Raw genomic sequence first — 16,908 nt, 5'->3', positions numbered from 1 at the left:
CGACGGCTGACATGCGTCGCGGGCCGGCGATAGCCTGGGGTATGAGTCCCCAAACCACGTTCCGAGTCGCCCGTGTCTACGACGAACCCGGTGCCGAGGACGGTGAACGAATCCTCGTCGATCGGCTGTGGCCGCGGGGCTTCCGCAAGGACGACCCCCGGGTGGGGCACTGGTACAAGGACGCGGCGCCGTCGAACGAACTGCGCCATTGGTACAACCATCAGCCCGAGCGTTTCGACGAGTTCCTCAGCCGCTACGAAGACGAACTGCAGACCGCGAAGGGGGCCTCCGGGTTCGCCGGTCTGCGCGCGCTGGCCCGCGGCAAGAAGACCGTCACCCTGGTGACGGCGAGCCGGGACGTGGACGGAAGTCACGCGGCGGTGTTGGCCAAGCTGCTGGCCCGGCAGTGACTAGCTGCGGCCCGCGGTGGTGATCGCCATCCCGATCGGAATGCTCACCACCAACGCCGCCAGAAAAAACCGGTAGGCGAACAGGGGCCAGCCCCAACGTGTGCTGCGCCGAACCCGGTAGAGCAACCAGACCAGCGCGGCGAACAGCAGCGCAGACCCCGCGTAGAACGCCGCGACATGGTCGGTGACCACGCCCAGCACGATGGCGGCGCCGGAGAGGTTGAACGCCGCGGCGCCCAGCGTTGCCTCGCGCGGCGACGGCGCCGTGGGCGGCAGCAGTGCTTGGCCGGCCCCGATCGCCAGTTGGCCGGCCCCGAGCACGAGGACCAGGTAGGCCACCGCCCAGACCCCGTGACGGGTGGGCGCCGGGGCCGCGATGGCGGCGGCTATCGCACCCCCGGCCACGATCGCGGTAGCGCCGGCTACGGCGAACGGTTTGAACGCGACCCACTGCTCGCACAGCTGCAGCAGCACCGGCCGCGGCGACGAGTGATCGGGGCCCGCATCGACAGCGTGGTTCATGGTCAAGCCTCCCGGTTCAGAGATTACCGAGGCTGTCTAAAGTTATCGGGTGACCTACGACTCCCCGGCCGCCAAACCGCGGCTCCAGCGGGAGATCTGGGTACTTCTCGTCGCGAACGTTTTGATCGCGCTCGGCTACGGGTTGGTGTCGCCGGTGCTGCCGGTCTATGCGCGCCATTTCGGGGTGAGCATCTCCGCGACGACGTTCCTCATCACCGCGTTCGCGCTGACCCGATTGCTCTTCGCGCCGGTGAGCGGACTGCTGGTTCAACGGCTGGGCGAGCGCTGGGTCTACGTGGCCGGCCTGTTGATCGTCTCGGTGTCCACCACGGCCTGCGCCTTCGTGCAGACCTACGGGCAGCTGCTGTTCTTCCGTGCCCTCGGCGGCATTGGGTCGACGATGTTCTTCATCGCCGCGGTGGGCCTGATGATCCGGATCAGCCCGGAGGATGCTCGCGGCCGCGTCGCCGGGCTGTTCGCCACCGCGTTCCTGCTGGGCACCGTGGGTGGACCGATATTGGGAAGCCTGACAGCAGGTTTCGGCCTCAGCGCGCCGTTCTTGTTCTACGGTTCGGTGCTGATCGTGACGGCCACCGGCGTCTTCGTCAGCTTGCGCCACTCGCATTTGGCCGAGGCGGCCGAGTCGACCGGGCCCACGGTGTCGGTGCGGACGGCGCTGGGGAATCGTGCCTACCGCTCGGCGCTGCTGTCGAACTTCGCCACCGGCTGGTCGGTCTTCGGTCTGCGGGTTGCGTTGGTGCCGTTGTTCGTCACCGAAGTCCTGGGCCGCGGGCCCTCCTTCGCCGGCTTGACGCTGGCGATGGTCGGGATCGGCAATGTCTGCGCGGTGCTGCCCAGCGGCCAGCTCTCGGACCGGATCGGCCGCAAGGGGCTGCTGATCGCCGGTCTGGCGGCATCGGGCGTCACGACGGTCTTGCTGGGCGCGAGCGCCTCGCTGGTGGTGTTTCTGGTGGTGGCGTACCTGACCGGGGTGGCCTCGGGGATCTACGGGTCGCCGCAGCAGGCCGTCATCTCCGACCTGGTCGGCAACCAGGCCCGGGCGGGCACCGCGGTGGCGACGTACCAAATGATGGCCGACTTCGGATCGATCGTAGGTTCGCTTGCGGTCGGCCAGATCGCCGAGCGGCTGTCCTTCGAGTGGGGTTTTGCGATCAGTGGTGGGGTGTTGCTGGTGGCAGCGCTCACGTGGGTGTGGGCGCCGGAGACCAGGGCGAGCAACCCGATCGGCGGGCTGGCCGATGAGACGTGGCTAGGCTCGGTTGATGGTGACACTGGACCGGCTGGTCAACGTGGTGGGCAGCTACGGGGTTCGGCTGAGGTTCTGCTCCATTCCGAGGACGACGCGGCTGAGCAGTGTCGTGATGCACGAGGTGACCGGTGAGCGCGTCGTCGTCGGCGACGTTCTGCTGGCGGTCGGCGCCCGCTCGGTAAAAGAGGCGGTGCGCTGGGCGGTGGCCGCCAAGGCCGTCGCCGTGCTGGTGCGCGACGTCGAGGACAAGACCTCCTTCGTGGGGGAGGGCGAGTCGCTGGCCGTGCTGGTGGTGGACGCGGCGGTGTCCTGGAGTGAGCTGGCCGCGGTGGTCTACGGGCTGGTGCTCGAAGGACGGGAGACCGAATCGGGCCGCGGGCCAACGGATCTGTTCGCGGTGGCCGACAGCCTGGCCGAAGCGGTGGCCGGTGCGGTCACCATCGAGGATCAGCTGGGCAGGGTGCTGGCCTACTCGCGCGGTCAGCGGTACGCCGACCCGGCGCGTTCGGCGACGATCCTGAACCGGCAGGAGTCCGAACCGCTTCGAGAGTTGTTCGAAAAGCGCGGCGTTATAGCGCATTTGGACCTCCACGACGAACCGTTGTACGTCGGTGCCGATCCCGAGCACGGCTTGACCGGCAGGATGGTGGTGGCGGTGCGTGCCGGCCGAGAGCTGCTGGGTGCGGTATGGGTGGCCTGCCCGGACCCATTGAGCGGTGAACGGCTGACCGCCCTTGCTGATGGTGCTCGTACGGTGGCATTGCACGTGCTGCGGTCACGGGCCAGTGCGGACTTGGAGCGTCAAGTCGAATCCGATTGGGTGACCCGGCTTTTGGATGAGCGAACCGAGCCGGCCGACGCGGTCGCCCTGGTCGCCAGGCTGGGACTGCCGCAAGCCCCGCTGCGGGTGATCGCCGTGCACACCCGGATCGCCACGCAACCGCATGCCGGGCTGCTGTTGGCTTTCGAGGCCGTCACCACCGGGTTCGGCTGGTCGCGTCCCGGCCGCAGCGCACTGGCTGCCAACACCGTCTACACCCTGCTGCCGGCTGAGGATGCCGCCGCCGCCCGGCAGTGGGTGAGCGGCCTGGCCGCCGTCTTGCCGCCGCACGCCAGCGTGCTGGCCGGGATCAGTGCGGTTGCCACGGTCGCCGAGCTGGCCGCCGCGCGCCGGGAGGCCGAAGAATGTCTCGCGCTGCACGAGGCCGGGCCACCCGGCGGCGTAGCGCCGGCTTACGACGAGTCCTGGGACAAGATCGTGCTGCGCCGCCTGCACACCGCGGCACGAGCCGGACGGGTGCCGACCCGTGGGCCGGTCGCAGAGCTGCGTCATCACGACGCGGCCCACAACACGCCGTATGTGGCCACGCTGCGGGCCTGGCTCGACGCCCAGGGTGATCTGGCACGGGCCGCCGAGCAGCTGGGCGTGCACGAGAACACGGTCCGCTACCGGCTGCGCAAGATGGCCGAGGTCACGCCACTGGGGCTGGAGGATCCGCGCACTCGATTCGCGGCGATGATCGAGCTCGCGGCGGGTGACATGTCGGAACTCGACAAACCCTGACGCTGCTGTTGTGCGATTCGGTTAAACCGGGCGTCTGAGCGCAGTCGCATCATGGAGAGATGGGTGCGGCCAACCGAATCGACGGCGCGCCACGATCGGTGATCGTGGTGGGCGCCGGCGTCGTCGGGTTGTCCACCGCCTGGTTTCTGCAGGAGCGCGGTGTCGAAGTCACCGTGGTCGACCGGGTCGGAGTCGCGGCCGGTTCCTCGTGGGGCAATGCCGGCTGGATCTCCCCGGCACTGGCGATTCCGCTCAACGAGCCGGCCAACCTCCGCTTCGGGCTGCGGTCCCTGCTGAGCCGGACCGCGCCGCTGCAGGTACCGCTCAACGCCGGCCCGGCATTGTGGACTTTCTTGGCCCGCTTCGCCGCGAACAGCCGTCCCGCAGCCTGGCGGCGCGCGGTGCGGGCCAACGCGCCCCTGAGCGCGGAATGCATTGAGGCTTATGACGTTCTGCTCGCCAACGGGGTAGACGCCCCGGTCACCGATGCTCCGATCACCGCGATTTTCCGGACCTCCGCCGACGCGGAGCGATTGCTCGACGAGCTGCGCCGGTTCTCCGAGGCCGGCCAGTCGGTGTTCGGTACCGAACTGACCGGCGCGGCGCTGGCTGAGCGGGTGCCGCTGGCATCCGCGGCGGTTGCCGCCGGGGTGCAGATCGACGGTCAGCGCTTCCTTGACCCAGGCCGGTTCGTGACCGCGCTGGGGCGCACGGTGGTACAGCGCGGTGCCGTTCTGCACATTCTCGATGTCGCCGACGTGTCGCCCCACGGTGACGGCGTGGCCGTGACCAGCAGCGACGGCGCGACTTTGACGGCGGATGCGGCGGTGATCGCCAGCGGTGCCTGGTTGTCGCGGCTGGCGGCGCGCTGGATCCGTGTGCCGGTGCGGGCCGGGCGCGGCTACTCCTTCTCCGTGCCGGTGGATGGGCCGGTCACGGGGCCGATCTACCTGCCCGATGCCCGGGTGGCCTGCACGCCGTTGAACGCCCGCCTTCGGGTCGCCGGCACCATGGAGTTCGGCGACCCCGACGCCCCGATCGTCCCGGCCCGCGTTGAAGCGATCGTCGCCGCCACCCGCCCCCTGCTCGACGGCGTGCGCTGGGAGGAGCGCACCGACGTGTGGGTGGGCCCACGCCCGGTCAGCCCCGACGGACGGCCCCTGGTGGGGGAGGTGTGCCCGCGCACCGTCTACGTCGCCGGTGGGCACGGCATGTGGGGCATGACGCATGGCCCCGTGACAGGCCGATTGTTGGCCGAGCAGATCACCACCGGCAAGCAATCCGCCGTGCTGCGTGACCTCGATCCCTTGCGCTGACCCGTCTGGGTCGGTGAGTTTCGAATCAAAATGCTGTTGTAAAGGAGAACTGTCGATGACTGATACGCACGGTGTCTGGATGACCCAGCAGGCCAAGGACCGGCTGCTGGCGGAGTTGGCGGAACTGTCTGCGCCGCAAGCTGCTTCGGGCAACGAAGACATAGATGAACAACAAGCTCGTCAGGCCCGGATCCACCAGATCCACGACCTGTTGGCGGTCGCGGTTGTCGGACAGGATCCGCCGGACGACGGGGTCGCCGAGCCCGGCATGGTGCTCACCGTGCGCTACAGCGACGGGGACACCGAGACCTTCCTGCTCGGGGTGCGCGACGACGACCAGGGCGGGTTGGAGGTCTACTCGCCGCAGTCGCCGCTGGGCATGGCGATCACCGGAGCACGGCCGGGGGAGGAGCGCACTTACCAGGTGCCCAGTGGGGCCAACGTGACGGTGACGCTGCTCGACGCGGTGCCCTACGGGCTGCATCAGACCCAGCATCCGGCCTGAACACAGGCCGACTGAGGAGCTGTTTTGAACCTTGGTGTGGCTGTGGTGTAGCTTCGATGAGCACGACAACGCGGGGCTATGGCGCAGCTGGTAGCGCACCACACTGGCAGTGTGGGGGTCAGGGGTTCGAGTCCCCTTAGCTCCACTCATTTCGATGGGTATTCCGTTCACTCTGCGCTGATCGCGCGGAATTGTGATCAGATCGTTTGGTAAACGCATTATCACGGCTGCCGAGTCGCATCGTTACCCTAACGAGTCAATTGGCCGGCCCGGTGACTTACAAGCCTGTGATACGGTTCCTTTGCAATCGAAAGATTGCGTGTCCGGGGGGCTGGATACTAATCATCGGAGTGTACGTGAAGAGCCTCGGGAGACTCGGTAAAGCGATATTCGCCGGTATCGGCATATCTGCGAGCGGGTTGTTTTTCAGCGGCCAGGCTGGTGCTGTTCCCGTCGCGCCCCTGCCCCTCGGGGGGCCGGTGTGCGCGGGTGGTGTGGTCGCTCAAACATCCGGTGACGGTGGGGCGCCTGCCGGCGTGGTCGGAGCGGCCGGCGCGGTGCCGTGCGCAGCAGATCTGACCACTCTTGCTGGGCCTGTCCCGATGGGGCTACCGGGTCCGGTGCCTCCTATTCCGATCGCCCCGATTCCGGTGGTGCCCGGACTGCCGCCGCCCGTGCCTCTGGTGGCGCCGGGGCCGGCCGGAGCCGCCGCCGCCAGTCCTATCGCGGGATTGATGACAGACGCCATCAGCGCCCCTATCGGCTTGGCCGGCGGTACTAAATAGCACGTGGCAGAAAAGGCCCGCGAACATTGCGTTCGCGGGCTTTTTCTATTGCGGCAATGTCTTCGAATATCACTGACGAGAATTTATTTGTTGAACCGTTATTCCGGCGCGACAGTTCTGTTACGAACAACTGTCATCGGAATTTGGGTGAACCGTGCGGTCAAGCTTTCACCAGGCGTCGCGGAGTGCCGGCACAGTAACTGGCGACGTCTTCGACGATATCGCGGTAAAACATGTTCATGCAGTTCTCGGTCACGTAGCCCAGGTGCGGGGTCAGCACGGTGTTGCCCAGCGTGGTGAGCGGGTGTCCGGCCGGCAGCGGCTCCTGGTCGTAGACGTCGAGCCCGGCGCCGCGGATCCGGCCGGTGCGCAGCGCGTCGATCAGCGCGGCCTCATCGATCAGCCCGCCGCGCGAGGTGTTGACCAGGATCGCGCTGGGTTTCATCGCGGTCAGCTCATCGCGACCGACGAGTCCCCGCGTCGCCGCGGAGAGCACCATGTGGATCGACACGACATCGGCGGTCTCGAACAGGCTGTGCCGGTCCCGCAGCTGTGCCCCAGCCTCGGCGGCGCGCTCGGCGGTCAGATGCGGGCTCCACGCCGTCACTCGCATTCCGTAGGCGTGTCCGACTGCGCCGACCAGTCGGCCGATCCGGCCCAGCCCCACCAGCCCGAGCGTCGCGCCGGCGAGATCGGCGCCGACGGTCTGTTGCCATCGGCCGGCGCGCAGTGCCGCGTCTTCGACGATCAGATGGCGTTGCAGGGCGTGGATCAACGCCCAGGTGAGTTCGACCGTCGGCGTGATGGTGCCGCCGGTCCCACACACGGTGATCCCGAGTCGGTGCGCGGCGGCCACGTCGATGGCGGCGTTGAACGGTCCGGTGGTGACCAGCAATTTCAGCGACGGCAGCCGGGACAGCAGGTCGGCGCCGATCGGCGTGCGTTCGCGCATCGCGACCACCACCTCGCAATCGGCCAGCCGGGCCACCAGTTCGTCACCGGGAGCGAGATGTTCGCGGATCGCGAGCAGATGTACCGGCCGCGGTATGGGCGTCCAGTCCACCGTCTCGGCGATGCCCTGGTAATCGTCGAGCACCGCGATACGCAGCGGCGCCGCGGTGGCGGCCATCTTCAGAACGCATCCGGGTCGTGCTGGACCGCCTCGGGAACCGGATGCTGATAGAGGCGAGAGGCATTCTCCCAGGTGAATTTTCGTATCACGTCGGAAGGCAGGTTACCGATCTCCTGGTGAATCACCTGCTGGGTGTTCGGCCATGTCGAATCGCAGTGCGGGTAGTCGGCCTCCAGCATGATGTGGTCGGTGCCGATGCGCTCGTGCTGACAGAACGACGACTGATCTTCGACCGCGCAGAACCAGAAGTTGCGTTGCAGAACCTCGGCAGGGGAGAGCGTCTCGCCGAGCGCCTTCCAGGTTCCGTACATATCGTGATAGCTCAGCATGTGATCGAGGCGGTCCAACAGACCTGCGACCCAGCCGATCCCGCCCTCGGACAGGCAGATCTTCAACTCCGGGAAGCGGCTGGGCAACCCCGAGTACAGCCAGTCGACCGCGGCGGAGATGGCATAGGCGAAGAACAACACGCCGGCGACGTCCGGCGGGGCATCATCGGTGGTCGACGGTGAGGTACCCGACGAACCGATGTGCAGATTGACCACGGTGCCCGTGTCGGCGCAGGCGGCGATCATCGGGTCCCAATGCCCGGAGTGGATGGTCGGCAGTCCCAGCATGGCCGGATTCTCACTGAAAGTGACGGCGCGGAATCCTCTTTCGGCGTTCTCGTAGATCATGGCTGCTCCGACTTCGGGATCCAGCAGCCAGGGCAGCTGACATCCGATGATGCGGTCGGGGTAGGAGCCGGCCCATACCTCGTGGTGCCAGTCGTTCCACGCTCGCACCGAGGCCAGCGCCAGCTCACGGTCGCCGGTCGTCAGCTGCAGGCGCTGGCCGGCGAAGCCGGGCAGGAAGGAGGGGAAGTTCAGCGAGGCGTAGACGCCGTTGATGTCCATGTCCTTGATGCGCGCATGGATATCCCAGGCGCCGCGGCGCATCTCGTCGAAGCGGGCCGGCTCAAAACCGTACTCCGACACCGGACGTCCCACCACGGCGTTGAACCCGACGTTGGGCAGCGATTGGCCGTCGTACATCCAGGTCTGGCCGCCGGTTTCGGTCTCGACGACCCGCGGCGCCCGGTCGGCCAGTTTGCGCGGCACTCGTCCGCAGAAGGTATCCGGGGGTTCGACTATGTGGTCGTCTACCGAGATCACCGTGTAGCGGCGTTGCGCGCGTGGCGGTTCCGGCAGGAAGGTCACGGTGCGCTCTGCCCCGGCCTTGGCGGTGGTGAAGCTCAGGTCTGAGCTGAGCTCGTCGATTGATTTCACCTGCGAACCTCAGTCTTCGGGCGTGGGGGATCAGTCGAGCACATGCCGGTCGGCCTTGATGGTCATGCGGGCCGCGCCGGCCCAGTACACGTCTGCGGCACGTTCGATCAGCGACGCCTGTATCCCGGCCATGTCGGATCGCTTCATCGGAGTGGGCTTCCGGCCGGTCAGCATGACGTGGTAAGCCAGCTTGCACACTCGCTCGATGGTCGCCGACCGATAAACCGCCTCGGCCAGCGTGCTCCCGGTGGCGATCACCCCGTGCGACGCCAGGATCGTCAGGTTCGCGTTGCCGATGCGGCCGGCCAGATCCCGGGCCCGCGAAGCGGTGTCCACCTCGCCGTCGTAGGTGTCGACGAAGCACAGGTCGTCGAGGAAGAGCGAGCCGGTCTGGTGGACGAGTTCGGGCAGCGTCTGCAGCGACGCCAGCAGGCTGACGTAGTAGGGATGGTTGTGGATCACCACGCGTGCGTCCGGGCGGGCGCGGTGCAGCTCGGTGTGGATATGAATGGCGGGGGTGACATCCCAGCGGCCCGCGACGACGCGGGCGTCTTCGTCGACGGTGCAGATGTCGGAGGCGGTGAGTTCGGCCCACCACAGTCCCCACGGATTGACCAGCATCTCGGTCTGGCCGAGGGGCTGCCAGGTGATGTGACCGGCCATGTTCTCGGCGAAACCGATTCCGGCGAGATGGCGAAACGCGATGGCCAGCGCCTGGGGGTTGCTCAGCTCGACGCCGATCGGCGGGACCACCGACGGCGACCAGACCGCTGAGCCGCCGGGACGGGCGCGCTGGACGTCGACGGACTCCGTCATGAACAAATCATATGGAAATAAGGGACGCCGTCAACGCTGTCGAGGAGTTCGTCAGTGCTGGGCGTCCGCAGCGTTGGAGAAGCCACGGGGCCGGACCATGGCGGGGTCGACGATTCCGGAGCGGCCGGGGTAGTGCTGGGCATGCAACAGGTGCGCCGCGGCAAGGTCTCGGGCCCGCTGGGCGTCGCCGACATCGATGGCATCGATCACCTGGCGATGGTCCTCCAAGACGGCGCGCCGCTCGGGAACGGGCACCGTCGAGTGGTCGGTGACCTGACTTGACCAGCTTTGCTCGTGAGCGGACCACAGGGCTTCGAGTGCGCCGGCCATGACGAGCATGGTGGCGTTGCCGCAGTGCGTGACGAGCGCTTCATGGTAGCGGCGACTGGCGGAGGTGGCCTTCTGCAAGTCGTCGACCGCGGCCACCGATTCCTCGTGCAACCGGCGCAGAATGGGCACCACTGTGCTCTTTCGGTCCGGCCGCTGCGCGCACAGTGCCGCGCAGGCCGGTTCGACCTGCAGCAGCGCGGTCCCGACGTCGGCGAGGCTCACCTGTTGTGAGCCCAGTACCAGGCCCATCGTGTAGGCGACGTTTGCTGGCGTGGGTCGATGTATCACCGCGCCGCCCCGCTTCCCGCGGCGCACGGTGAGCAGTCCCTCGGCCTCGAGGATGCGCATGGCCTCGCGCAATGACGGCTTGCTGATGGCGAACTCGACCAGGAGTTCGTCCTCTTTGGGGAGCACATGATCGTCGGTCAGCTCGCCGGCGAGAATGCGCCGACGGAGCTCGTCGGCGACCTGTTCAGCGAGCCGCCGAAAGCGGATGGTGGGTGCTGCCACGAGTCGAGTGTGCCAGATCAGGCCGTACGGATCCGGTTCGTCGAATCGCTCACTTCCAAATGATTCGTGGCATACGATCGCGCTGCGAGAAGGGGACCATGGCGTGCAGCATTGGACTGTCGGCGACGTTGACATCCACGCGGTCCTGCAGGCGGTCATCCCGATCCCGCCCGCCCGGCTTTTCGCGGGAGCACCCCAGCGTTGTGCGGACGACTCGCTGCCGGAGTACTCCGACGCGGCGGGAAACATCTTGATGGCGATCCAGTCCTATCTGATCGCGTCCGAGGCGTCGCGGGTGCTGGTCGACACCTGCTTCGCCGAGAGCTTCCTACGGACCCGTAACCTGCCGGATCGCTTCGAGGAGTCGTTGGCGGCCACCGGATTTGGGCCCGACGACATCACGGCGGTGGTGTGCACGCATCTGCACCGCGACCACGCCGGTCGCAACGCCGTGGAGCGCGCGGGGCAGTGGGTGCCGACGTTTCCCCACGCCGACTATCTGGTGACCGAGGCTGAGCACGCGCACTGGTGCGGGTTCACCGGTGAGGACCGGGTGGCGCCCGAATGCGTCGACCCGTTGGCCCAGCACGGCAGGCTCCGGTTGGTAGCGCCGGATCATCAGCTGACCGAGAGCATCCGGCTGGTCCCTACCGCCGGTCACACCCCTGGTCACGTGTCGGTGCGCATCGAGTCCGCCGGCGCCGTGGCCTACATCAGCGGCGACGTCGTGCACCATCCGCTCCAGATCGGCGACCCCGAGATCAGTGCCCTGCCCGACGCCGACCCGCGCGCTGCTCGCGCCAGCCGGCTGGACTTGCTGCGCCGGATCGCCGATGAGCGGGCACTGCTGCTCGGATCACATTTCGCCGCCCCGTCGGGCGGCTACATCAACAGCGCCGGTGCAGGCCTGGCGTGGCAACCGCTGGTAGAGCGAGAGGGAGCACGATGACCGACACACAGCACCTGCTGCCGGAGGGGTTCGACTTCACCGACCCCGCACTCATCGCCGAGCGGATCCCGCACGAGGAGTTCGCCCTCCTGCGCAAGACCGAACCGATCTGGTGGAACGCCCAGCCCTTCGGCGCCTCCGGCTACCCCGACGAGGGCTACTGGGTCGTCACCAAGCACGCCGACGTCCGGGCGGTGTCTCTGCAGGACGAGGTGTTCTCCTCACACGAGAACACCTCGCTGATCCGGACGAATACCACGAACAATCAAGAGCTCCACGACGCCAGTCGCGACAACATCATGCTCTTTCTCGACGGACCCAAGCACGCCAAGCTGCGCCGGATCGTGTCACGGGGATTCACGCCCCGAGTGGTTGCCGGTATGCGGGATTCGCTCGACCGCCAAGCCCGCGAGATCGTCACGGCCGCCGCTGAGCACAACACCGGCGACTTCGTCACCGAGGTGGCCTCGCAGCTGCCGTTGGCCACCATCTGCGAGCTGATCGGTGTCCCGGCGGATGAGCGCCAGCAGGTCTTCGACTGGAGCAATCGGCTGGTGGGCGGCGGCAACGGCGAGCCGGATGCCGGAGCCGACGGGCTCCAGGCCTCCGCCGAACTGCTGGGCTACGCCTATCAAATGGCCGAAGACCGCAAGGCGCACCCGCGCGATGACATCGCGACGGCCCTGGTGACCGCGACCATCGACGGCGAAGAGCTGACCGCACTGGAATTCGGTTACTACGTGATGATGCTGATGGTGGCCGGCAACGAGACCACTCGCAACGCCACCTCGCAGGGGATGCTGGCGTTCTTCGACCACCCCGACCAATGGCGGCTGTTCGTCGCCGAACGCCCCACCACTATGGCCGAGGAAGTGGTCCGCTGGGCGACGCCGGTCATCTCTTTCCAGCGCACGGCGTTACGCGATGTCGAGCTCGGCGGAGTGCAGATCCGCAAGGGCCAGCGGGTCGGCATGTTCTACGGCTCGGCCAACTACGACGACGAGGTGTTCGAGGACCCCTTCACGTTCAACATCCTGCGGAGCCCCAACCCCCACCTGGGTTTCGGGGCTCCCGGAGCGCACTACTGCATCGGTGCGAACCTCGCCCGCATGCAGATCAACCTGATCTTCGGTGCGCTGGCAGACATCATTCCCGACATCCACCAGCTGGATCGCCCATCGCGGTCCGTGCTGCCCTGGATCAACGGGATCGACGCTATGCCCGTGGAATTCGGCAGCGCGTCGGCGTCTTAGCCGGCGTCCCCGCGGCCCGCGTCACTCCTTGATGATCACCGGGTCGCCGATGTTGACCCGGTCGAAGTACCACTCGGCGTCGGTAGGACTCAGGCCGACGCAGCCGTGGCTGACGTTCTCCAGCCCCAGTGAGTGCAGCGCCCACGGTGCGGAGTGGACGTAGAGCCCGCGCCGGGTGATGCGTACTGCCTGCTCGACCTCGAAGCGGTAGCCCTCGGCGGAGTCAATCGGGATCCCTACGCTGCTGGAGTCCATGATGACCTTGCGGTCCTTGCCCAGCACGGTGTAGTTGCCCGTCGGCGTCTCGTATTCGGTCTTGCCCATGGTGGCGGGCATGACGCCGTCTTCGCCCCAGTGCGGGCGGTGGTGCGGTGTGGGCAGCGGGCCGGCCTCATCACCGTCGACGGTCACGGTGAAGGTGTGCGCCGAGATGCTGGCGACGCCCACCACCTTTGCGCCCGTGCTGAAGTCGACGGACAGCTTGCCCACCGACAGTGCCACGGCGCTGTGCGACGGCCAGTAGTGGTCGGGAACCCACTGCACCTCGGTGTCGTCGACCCAGTCAAAGGTTCCGGTCATCGGCGGGTTAGACCGCACCGCGATGCTGCGCTCGGCGGCCCGGCGGTCGATCACCGGTGCGGAGAAGGTCACCACCACCGGGTGCGCCACGCCGACGACGGCACCCGAGGCCGGCTGGATCGATGCGATCCCGGCACCGGGCGGTTGGCTGGCCGCGGCCGAACTCGTTCCGGGCGGCGTCACGAGCGTTGTGACCGCGACCCCGATCACCACCATTGCTGAACGCACCGATGTCCACATCGTCGGCATACCTTCCCGATCTTCTTACCTTGGGTTATCGCCGTTGATGGTAGGGAGATTCGCGCCCGAAAGCCTCGCGCACATGCCCACGAGTCGGTCAAGGCTTCATTAAGTTTTGGACACGGCAGCGTCAGCAGCAGCGTGCCCCGGGATCGCCGTCGTGCCGGCGCCGCCAGTAGTCGCGCTCGGAGAGCACCGGTTCGCCGGGATGGGCGCGACGGCGGTACTGCAGGTAGCGGCGGTAGTGGTTGTCGCCCAACAACGATGCCCAGTACCAGCCGACGTGACGGGCGGCCCGACCTAGTCCGCGCAGCGGGCGTCCCATTGCGCCTGCACCTTTCGTTCGGCCGCGGTCGGGATCAGCCCCGCGGGCGCGAATCGCCGCGAGGGCACCGGCGGCGGCTCGGCGGTCGACCCTGCGCCGCGAATCGCCCGCAGTGACACCAGAATTCCCGCAATGACCACCACCGCCACCACGGAGGCGAACACAATCGACAAGGTGCCCTGGATGAAGGTGTTGCGGACGACGTCGTGCAATTGCGCTGGGGTGGCCGCCGATCCGAAGGAGGTTTCGCCGGCGCGTTCGGCGGCCCGGTAGGCGAAGTGCTGAGTCCAGTAGCCCACCCGCGGATCACCGGAGAAGATCTTCTGCCACGACGCCGTCATGGTGACGGTCAGATCCCACAGCAGCGGAATGCCCGGGATCAGTGCCCATTTCAGCCCTGAGGTCCCGTTGCCCTTCTTGATCACGATCACCGTCACCGCGGTCAGCGCGATCGCGGCCAGCAACTGGTTGGCGATACCGAACAGCGGGAAAAGGGTATTGATCCCGCCGAGCGGATCGGTGACACCCATCAACAGGATCGAACCCCACCCGGCGACCACCACCAAGCTGCACACCCACGCTCCGACCCGCCAACTCGGGTTGGACAGCCGGCGCAGCGGTCCGCCCAGATTGCTCAGCGCGTCGGAGAGCATGAATCGGGCCACCCGGGTGCCGGCGTCGACGGTGGTCAGGATGAACAGCGCCTCGAACATGATCGCGAAGTGGTACCAGAAGGCCTTGAGGCCGGGCCCGCCGAACACCCGCCCCAGTACGTCGGCCATTCCCAACGCCAGGGTCGGGGCCCCGCCGGTACGCGACACGATCGACTGTTCCCCGACCGCGGTGGCGGCCTCGGTGATCTGATCGGCGGTAATCGGCGACCCGCCCAGCCCGAGGCCGTTGACGTAAGCGGCGGCGCTTGAGGCGGTGCCGCCGGTCGCGGCGACCGGAGCATTGAGGGTGAAAAATAGGTGCTGGTCCAGAATCGAGGCGGTGATCAGCGCCATCACCGCGACGAAAGACTCGGTGAGCATCCCGCCGTAACCGATCAGCCGCATCTGGCTCTCTTTTTCGAGCAGTTTCGGGGTGGTGCCCGAGGCGATCAGCGAATGAAATCCCGACAGCGCGCCGCACGCGATCGTGATGAACAGGAACGGGAACAACGACCCGGCGAACACCGGCCCCTCGCCGGTGCGGGCGAACTCCGAGACGGCCGGCGCGGCCATCAGCGGCCGGGCGATCAGGATGCCGACGGCCAGCAGAATGATCGTGCCGACCTTCATGAACGTCGACAGGTAGTCACGCGGCGCCAGCAACAACCACACCGGCAGCACCGAGGCGGCGAAGCCGTAGCCGATGATGCACCAGGACAACGTCACCGGGGACAACGTGAACCATGCGACACCCCAAGAGGTTTCGGCGACCCACTTGCCCGAAGCCACAGCAGCCAGTAGCGCGACGATTCCGATCAGAGACACCTCGGACACCCGGCCCGGTCGCAAGTACCGCAGGTAGAACCCCATGAACAGGGCGATCGGGATCGTCATCGCGATGGAGAACACGCCCCAGGGACTGACCGCCAAGGCCCGCACCACGATCAGGGCCAGCACCGCGATCAGGATCACCATGATGACCAGTACGCCGATGATCGCGGCCGCCCCGCCGATCACACCCAGTTCCTCGCGTGCCATCTGTCCCAGGGAGCGGCCCCGTCGGCGCACCGAGCACCACAGCACCAGGTAGTCCTGCACGCAGCCGGCCACCACCGCGCCGATGATGATCCAGATGGTGCCCGGCAGGTAGCCCATCTGCGTGGCCAGCACCGGGCCGACCAGCGGGCCTGCGCCGGCGATTGCCGCGAAATGGTGGCCGAAGAGCACCCGCCGGTCGGTCGGCAGATAGTCGGTGCCGTCCTCGAAGATCTCGGCGGGCGTGGCGTGGTCATCGCGCGGGCGAACGATCTTGCGTTCGATAAATCGTGCGTAGAAACGGAATCCGATGATGTAGGTGCACACCGCGGCGATGACGAACCACACGGCGTTCACCGACTCGCCGCGGGCGAACGCGATCGACGCCCACGCCGCCGCGCCCGCGACCGCGACCGCACCGAACACCATTTTGTGTCGTGCGGAGATGGGGGAGCGGTCGATCACCGCCACCGCGGGCAACTCGGGGTCGGTGTGCACATAAGTCACCGGCCCGTCGTGTCGCTCGACTACCTCCGGCGCCGTCGGTGCGGCCACGGGTACCTCCTTGAGGCCTTCTCTGATGCCCGAGGGGCAGCGGTTTCCGAGCGGAACGATAACTTGTCCTAGATTCTCAACTACTAGATTTCCCGTAACGGCGGCGAAGGGGTGTGCATGGACATCAACGGCAAGAAGGTCGTCGTCGTCGGCGGCGCTTCCGGAATGGGCCGGGCCACCGCGGAGCTGCTCGCTGCCGGCGGGGCAGACGTCGCGGTGCTCGACCGGGAAGGCTCGGAGGGCAAAGAGGTAGCCGCCGGTCTAAAGGGTGGGGCTGGCGCCTTCTACCCGGTGGACATCACCGATTTCGATGCCACCGAGAAGACTCTGGCTGCGGCGGTCCAGGGCCTGGGTGGGCTGCACGTCATCGTCACCACGGCGGGCGGGGGTATCGCCAAGCGCACCTTGAGCAAGTCCGGCCCGCACGACCTGGAGTCCTTCCGTGCGGTGATCGACCTGAACCTGATCGCCACGTTCAACATCAACCGGCTGGCCGCCGCGCACATGAGCACCAACGAGCCCGAAGACGACGAGCGCGGCGTCATCATCAACACGGCGTCTATCGCTGCGTTCGAGGGTCAGATCGGCCAGGTCGCCTACACCGCCGCCAAGGCGGGCGTCGCCGGTATGTCTCTGACCATGGCTCGCGACCTCGGTTCGGTGGGCATCCGGGCGCTGGCGATCGCGCCGAGCCTGTTCGCCACCGGGCTGACCAAGGGCATCCCGGAGGAGTTCGCCAGTGCCCTGACCAAGGACGCGGCGTTTCCCAAGCGCCTCGGGCGGCCCGAAGAGTTCGCCAAGTTGGTTGCCGCCGTCGTCGACAACCCGATGCTCAATGGACAATGCCTGCGGCTCGACGCCGGGCAGCGGTTCGCCCCCAAGTAAACGAAA

17 protein-coding genes and 1 tRNA gene are annotated in these 16,908 nt (G+C 67.3%); 10 read left to right on the top strand and 8 right to left on the bottom strand.

The window, feature by feature from the left end; translation table 11 throughout:
- Window positions 1-41: 41 nt before the first annotated feature.
- Window positions 42-410 carry a DUF488 domain-containing protein gene (locus tag ACJH71_RS08260; RefSeq protein ID WP_406757527.1) on the top strand — a complete coding sequence of 123 codons (369 nt, stop codon included), beginning with the start codon at window positions 42-44 and terminating at the stop codon, window positions 408-410.
- Here the strand turns inward: ACJH71_RS08260 and ACJH71_RS08255 are convergent, their stop codons facing one another.
- Window positions 411-932: a hypothetical protein gene (locus ACJH71_RS08255; RefSeq protein WP_406757526.1), complete on the bottom strand. Its 522-nt coding sequence runs from the start codon at window positions 930-932 to the stop codon at window positions 411-413.
- A gap of 49 nt (window positions 933-981) precedes the next feature.
- Between ACJH71_RS08255 and ACJH71_RS08250 the strand changes: the two genes are divergently transcribed.
- The 6 genes from ACJH71_RS08250 to ACJH71_RS08225 all read left to right on the top strand — a co-directional run bounded on the left by ACJH71_RS08250 (window position 982) and on the right by ACJH71_RS08225 (window position 6,372).
- On the top strand, window positions 982-2,334 hold the full coding sequence (locus tag ACJH71_RS08250) for an MFS transporter (RefSeq protein ID WP_406757525.1): 1,353 nt from the start codon (window positions 982-984) through the stop codon (window positions 2,332-2,334).
- Window positions 2,216-3,766 (top strand): PucR family transcriptional regulator, encoded by a 1,551-nt coding sequence (locus ACJH71_RS08245; protein ID WP_406757524.1) that lies wholly within the window; start codon window positions 2,216-2,218, stop codon window positions 3,764-3,766. Before ACJH71_RS08250 ends, ACJH71_RS08245 begins: the two co-directional genes overlap by 119 nt.
- A gap of 59 nt (window positions 3,767-3,825) precedes the next feature.
- The gene (locus tag ACJH71_RS08240) at window positions 3,826-5,082 is read left to right on the top strand and encodes an NAD(P)/FAD-dependent oxidoreductase (protein ID WP_406757523.1); all 1,257 of its coding nucleotides are present in this window, start codon (window positions 3,826-3,828) and stop codon (window positions 5,080-5,082) included.
- A gap of 55 nt (window positions 5,083-5,137) precedes the next feature.
- Window positions 5,138-5,587 carry a GreA/GreB family elongation factor gene (locus tag ACJH71_RS08235; RefSeq protein ID WP_406757522.1) on the top strand — a complete coding sequence of 150 codons (450 nt, stop codon included), beginning with the start codon at window positions 5,138-5,140 and terminating at the stop codon, window positions 5,585-5,587.
- 72 nt (window positions 5,588-5,659) lie between these two features.
- Window positions 5,660-5,732: transfer RNA gene (locus ACJH71_RS08230), tRNA-Ala, on the top strand.
- A 349-nt stretch (window positions 5,733-6,081) separates the two neighbouring features.
- Complete coding sequence (locus ACJH71_RS08225; RefSeq protein WP_406757521.1) at window positions 6,082-6,372, top strand: hypothetical protein; 291 nt, start codon at window positions 6,082-6,084, stop codon at window positions 6,370-6,372.
- Between the two features lie 160 nt (window positions 6,373-6,532).
- On the opposite strand, the gene ACJH71_RS08220 is transcribed toward ACJH71_RS08225, so the two are convergent.
- Genes ACJH71_RS08220 through ACJH71_RS08205 form a run of 4 tightly spaced genes read right to left on the bottom strand, consistent with a single transcriptional unit; the run spans window position 6,533 to window position 10,428 of the window.
- A complete protein-coding gene (locus ACJH71_RS08220; protein ID WP_406757520.1) occupies window positions 6,533-7,501 on the bottom strand; it encodes a D-2-hydroxyacid dehydrogenase family protein in 969 nt (322 codons plus the stop codon).
- A gap of 2 nt (window positions 7,502-7,503) precedes the next feature.
- A complete protein-coding gene (locus ACJH71_RS08215; protein WP_406757519.1) occupies window positions 7,504-8,772 on the bottom strand; it encodes an amidohydrolase family protein in 1,269 nt (422 codons plus the stop codon).
- A 30-nt stretch (window positions 8,773-8,802) separates the two neighbouring features.
- Window positions 8,803-9,588 (bottom strand): class II aldolase/adducin family protein, encoded by a 786-nt coding sequence (locus ACJH71_RS08210; RefSeq protein ID WP_406757518.1) that lies wholly within the window; start codon window positions 9,586-9,588, stop codon window positions 8,803-8,805.
- A 51-nt stretch (window positions 9,589-9,639) separates the two neighbouring features.
- Window positions 9,640-10,428 carry a FadR/GntR family transcriptional regulator gene (locus tag ACJH71_RS08205; RefSeq protein ID WP_406757517.1) on the bottom strand — a complete coding sequence of 263 codons (789 nt, stop codon included), beginning with the start codon at window positions 10,426-10,428 and terminating at the stop codon, window positions 9,640-9,642.
- A 103-nt stretch (window positions 10,429-10,531) separates the two neighbouring features.
- On the opposite strand from ACJH71_RS08205, the gene ACJH71_RS08200 reads away from it, so the two are divergent.
- Both ACJH71_RS08200 and ACJH71_RS08195 read left to right on the top strand, forming a co-directional pair.
- Complete coding sequence (locus ACJH71_RS08200) at window positions 10,532-11,377, top strand: MBL fold metallo-hydrolase (RefSeq protein WP_406757516.1); 846 nt, start codon at window positions 10,532-10,534, stop codon at window positions 11,375-11,377.
- Complete coding sequence (locus ACJH71_RS08195) at window positions 11,374-12,630, top strand: cytochrome P450 (RefSeq protein ID WP_406757515.1); 1,257 nt, start codon at window positions 11,374-11,376, stop codon at window positions 12,628-12,630. Before ACJH71_RS08200 ends, ACJH71_RS08195 begins: the two co-directional genes overlap by 4 nt.
- Window positions 12,631-12,651: 21 nt before the next feature.
- On the opposite strand, the gene ACJH71_RS08190 is transcribed toward ACJH71_RS08195, so the two are convergent.
- From ACJH71_RS08190 to ACJH71_RS08180, 3 genes are all read right to left on the bottom strand, one after another.
- Window positions 12,652-13,449, bottom strand: coding sequence for a L,D-transpeptidase (locus ACJH71_RS08190; protein WP_406757514.1), 798 nt, complete (start codon window positions 13,447-13,449; stop codon window positions 12,652-12,654).
- 130 nt (window positions 13,450-13,579) lie between these two features.
- A complete protein-coding gene (locus ACJH71_RS08185; protein ID WP_406757513.1) occupies window positions 13,580-13,774 on the bottom strand; it encodes a YbdD/YjiX family protein in 195 nt (64 codons plus the stop codon).
- Complete coding sequence (locus ACJH71_RS08180; protein WP_406757512.1) at window positions 13,750-16,017, bottom strand: carbon starvation CstA family protein; 2,268 nt, start codon at window positions 16,015-16,017, stop codon at window positions 13,750-13,752. The genes ACJH71_RS08185 and ACJH71_RS08180 overlap by 25 nt, the downstream gene beginning before the upstream one ends.
- A 117-nt stretch (window positions 16,018-16,134) precedes the next feature.
- On the opposite strand from ACJH71_RS08180, the gene ACJH71_RS08175 reads away from it, so the two are divergent.
- Complete coding sequence (locus ACJH71_RS08175; RefSeq protein ID WP_406757511.1) at window positions 16,135-16,902, top strand: SDR family NAD(P)-dependent oxidoreductase; 768 nt, start codon at window positions 16,135-16,137, stop codon at window positions 16,900-16,902.
- The last annotated feature ends 6 nt before the right edge of the window (window positions 16,903-16,908 follow it).

The organism is Mycobacterium sp. SMC-15, from assembly GCF_045310925.1.
GTDB lineage: Bacteria > Actinomycetota > Actinomycetes > Mycobacteriales > Mycobacteriaceae > Mycobacterium.
The sequence above is the reverse complement of the archived record's forward strand: the minus strand, read 5'-3'. Positions and strand labels throughout refer to the sequence as shown.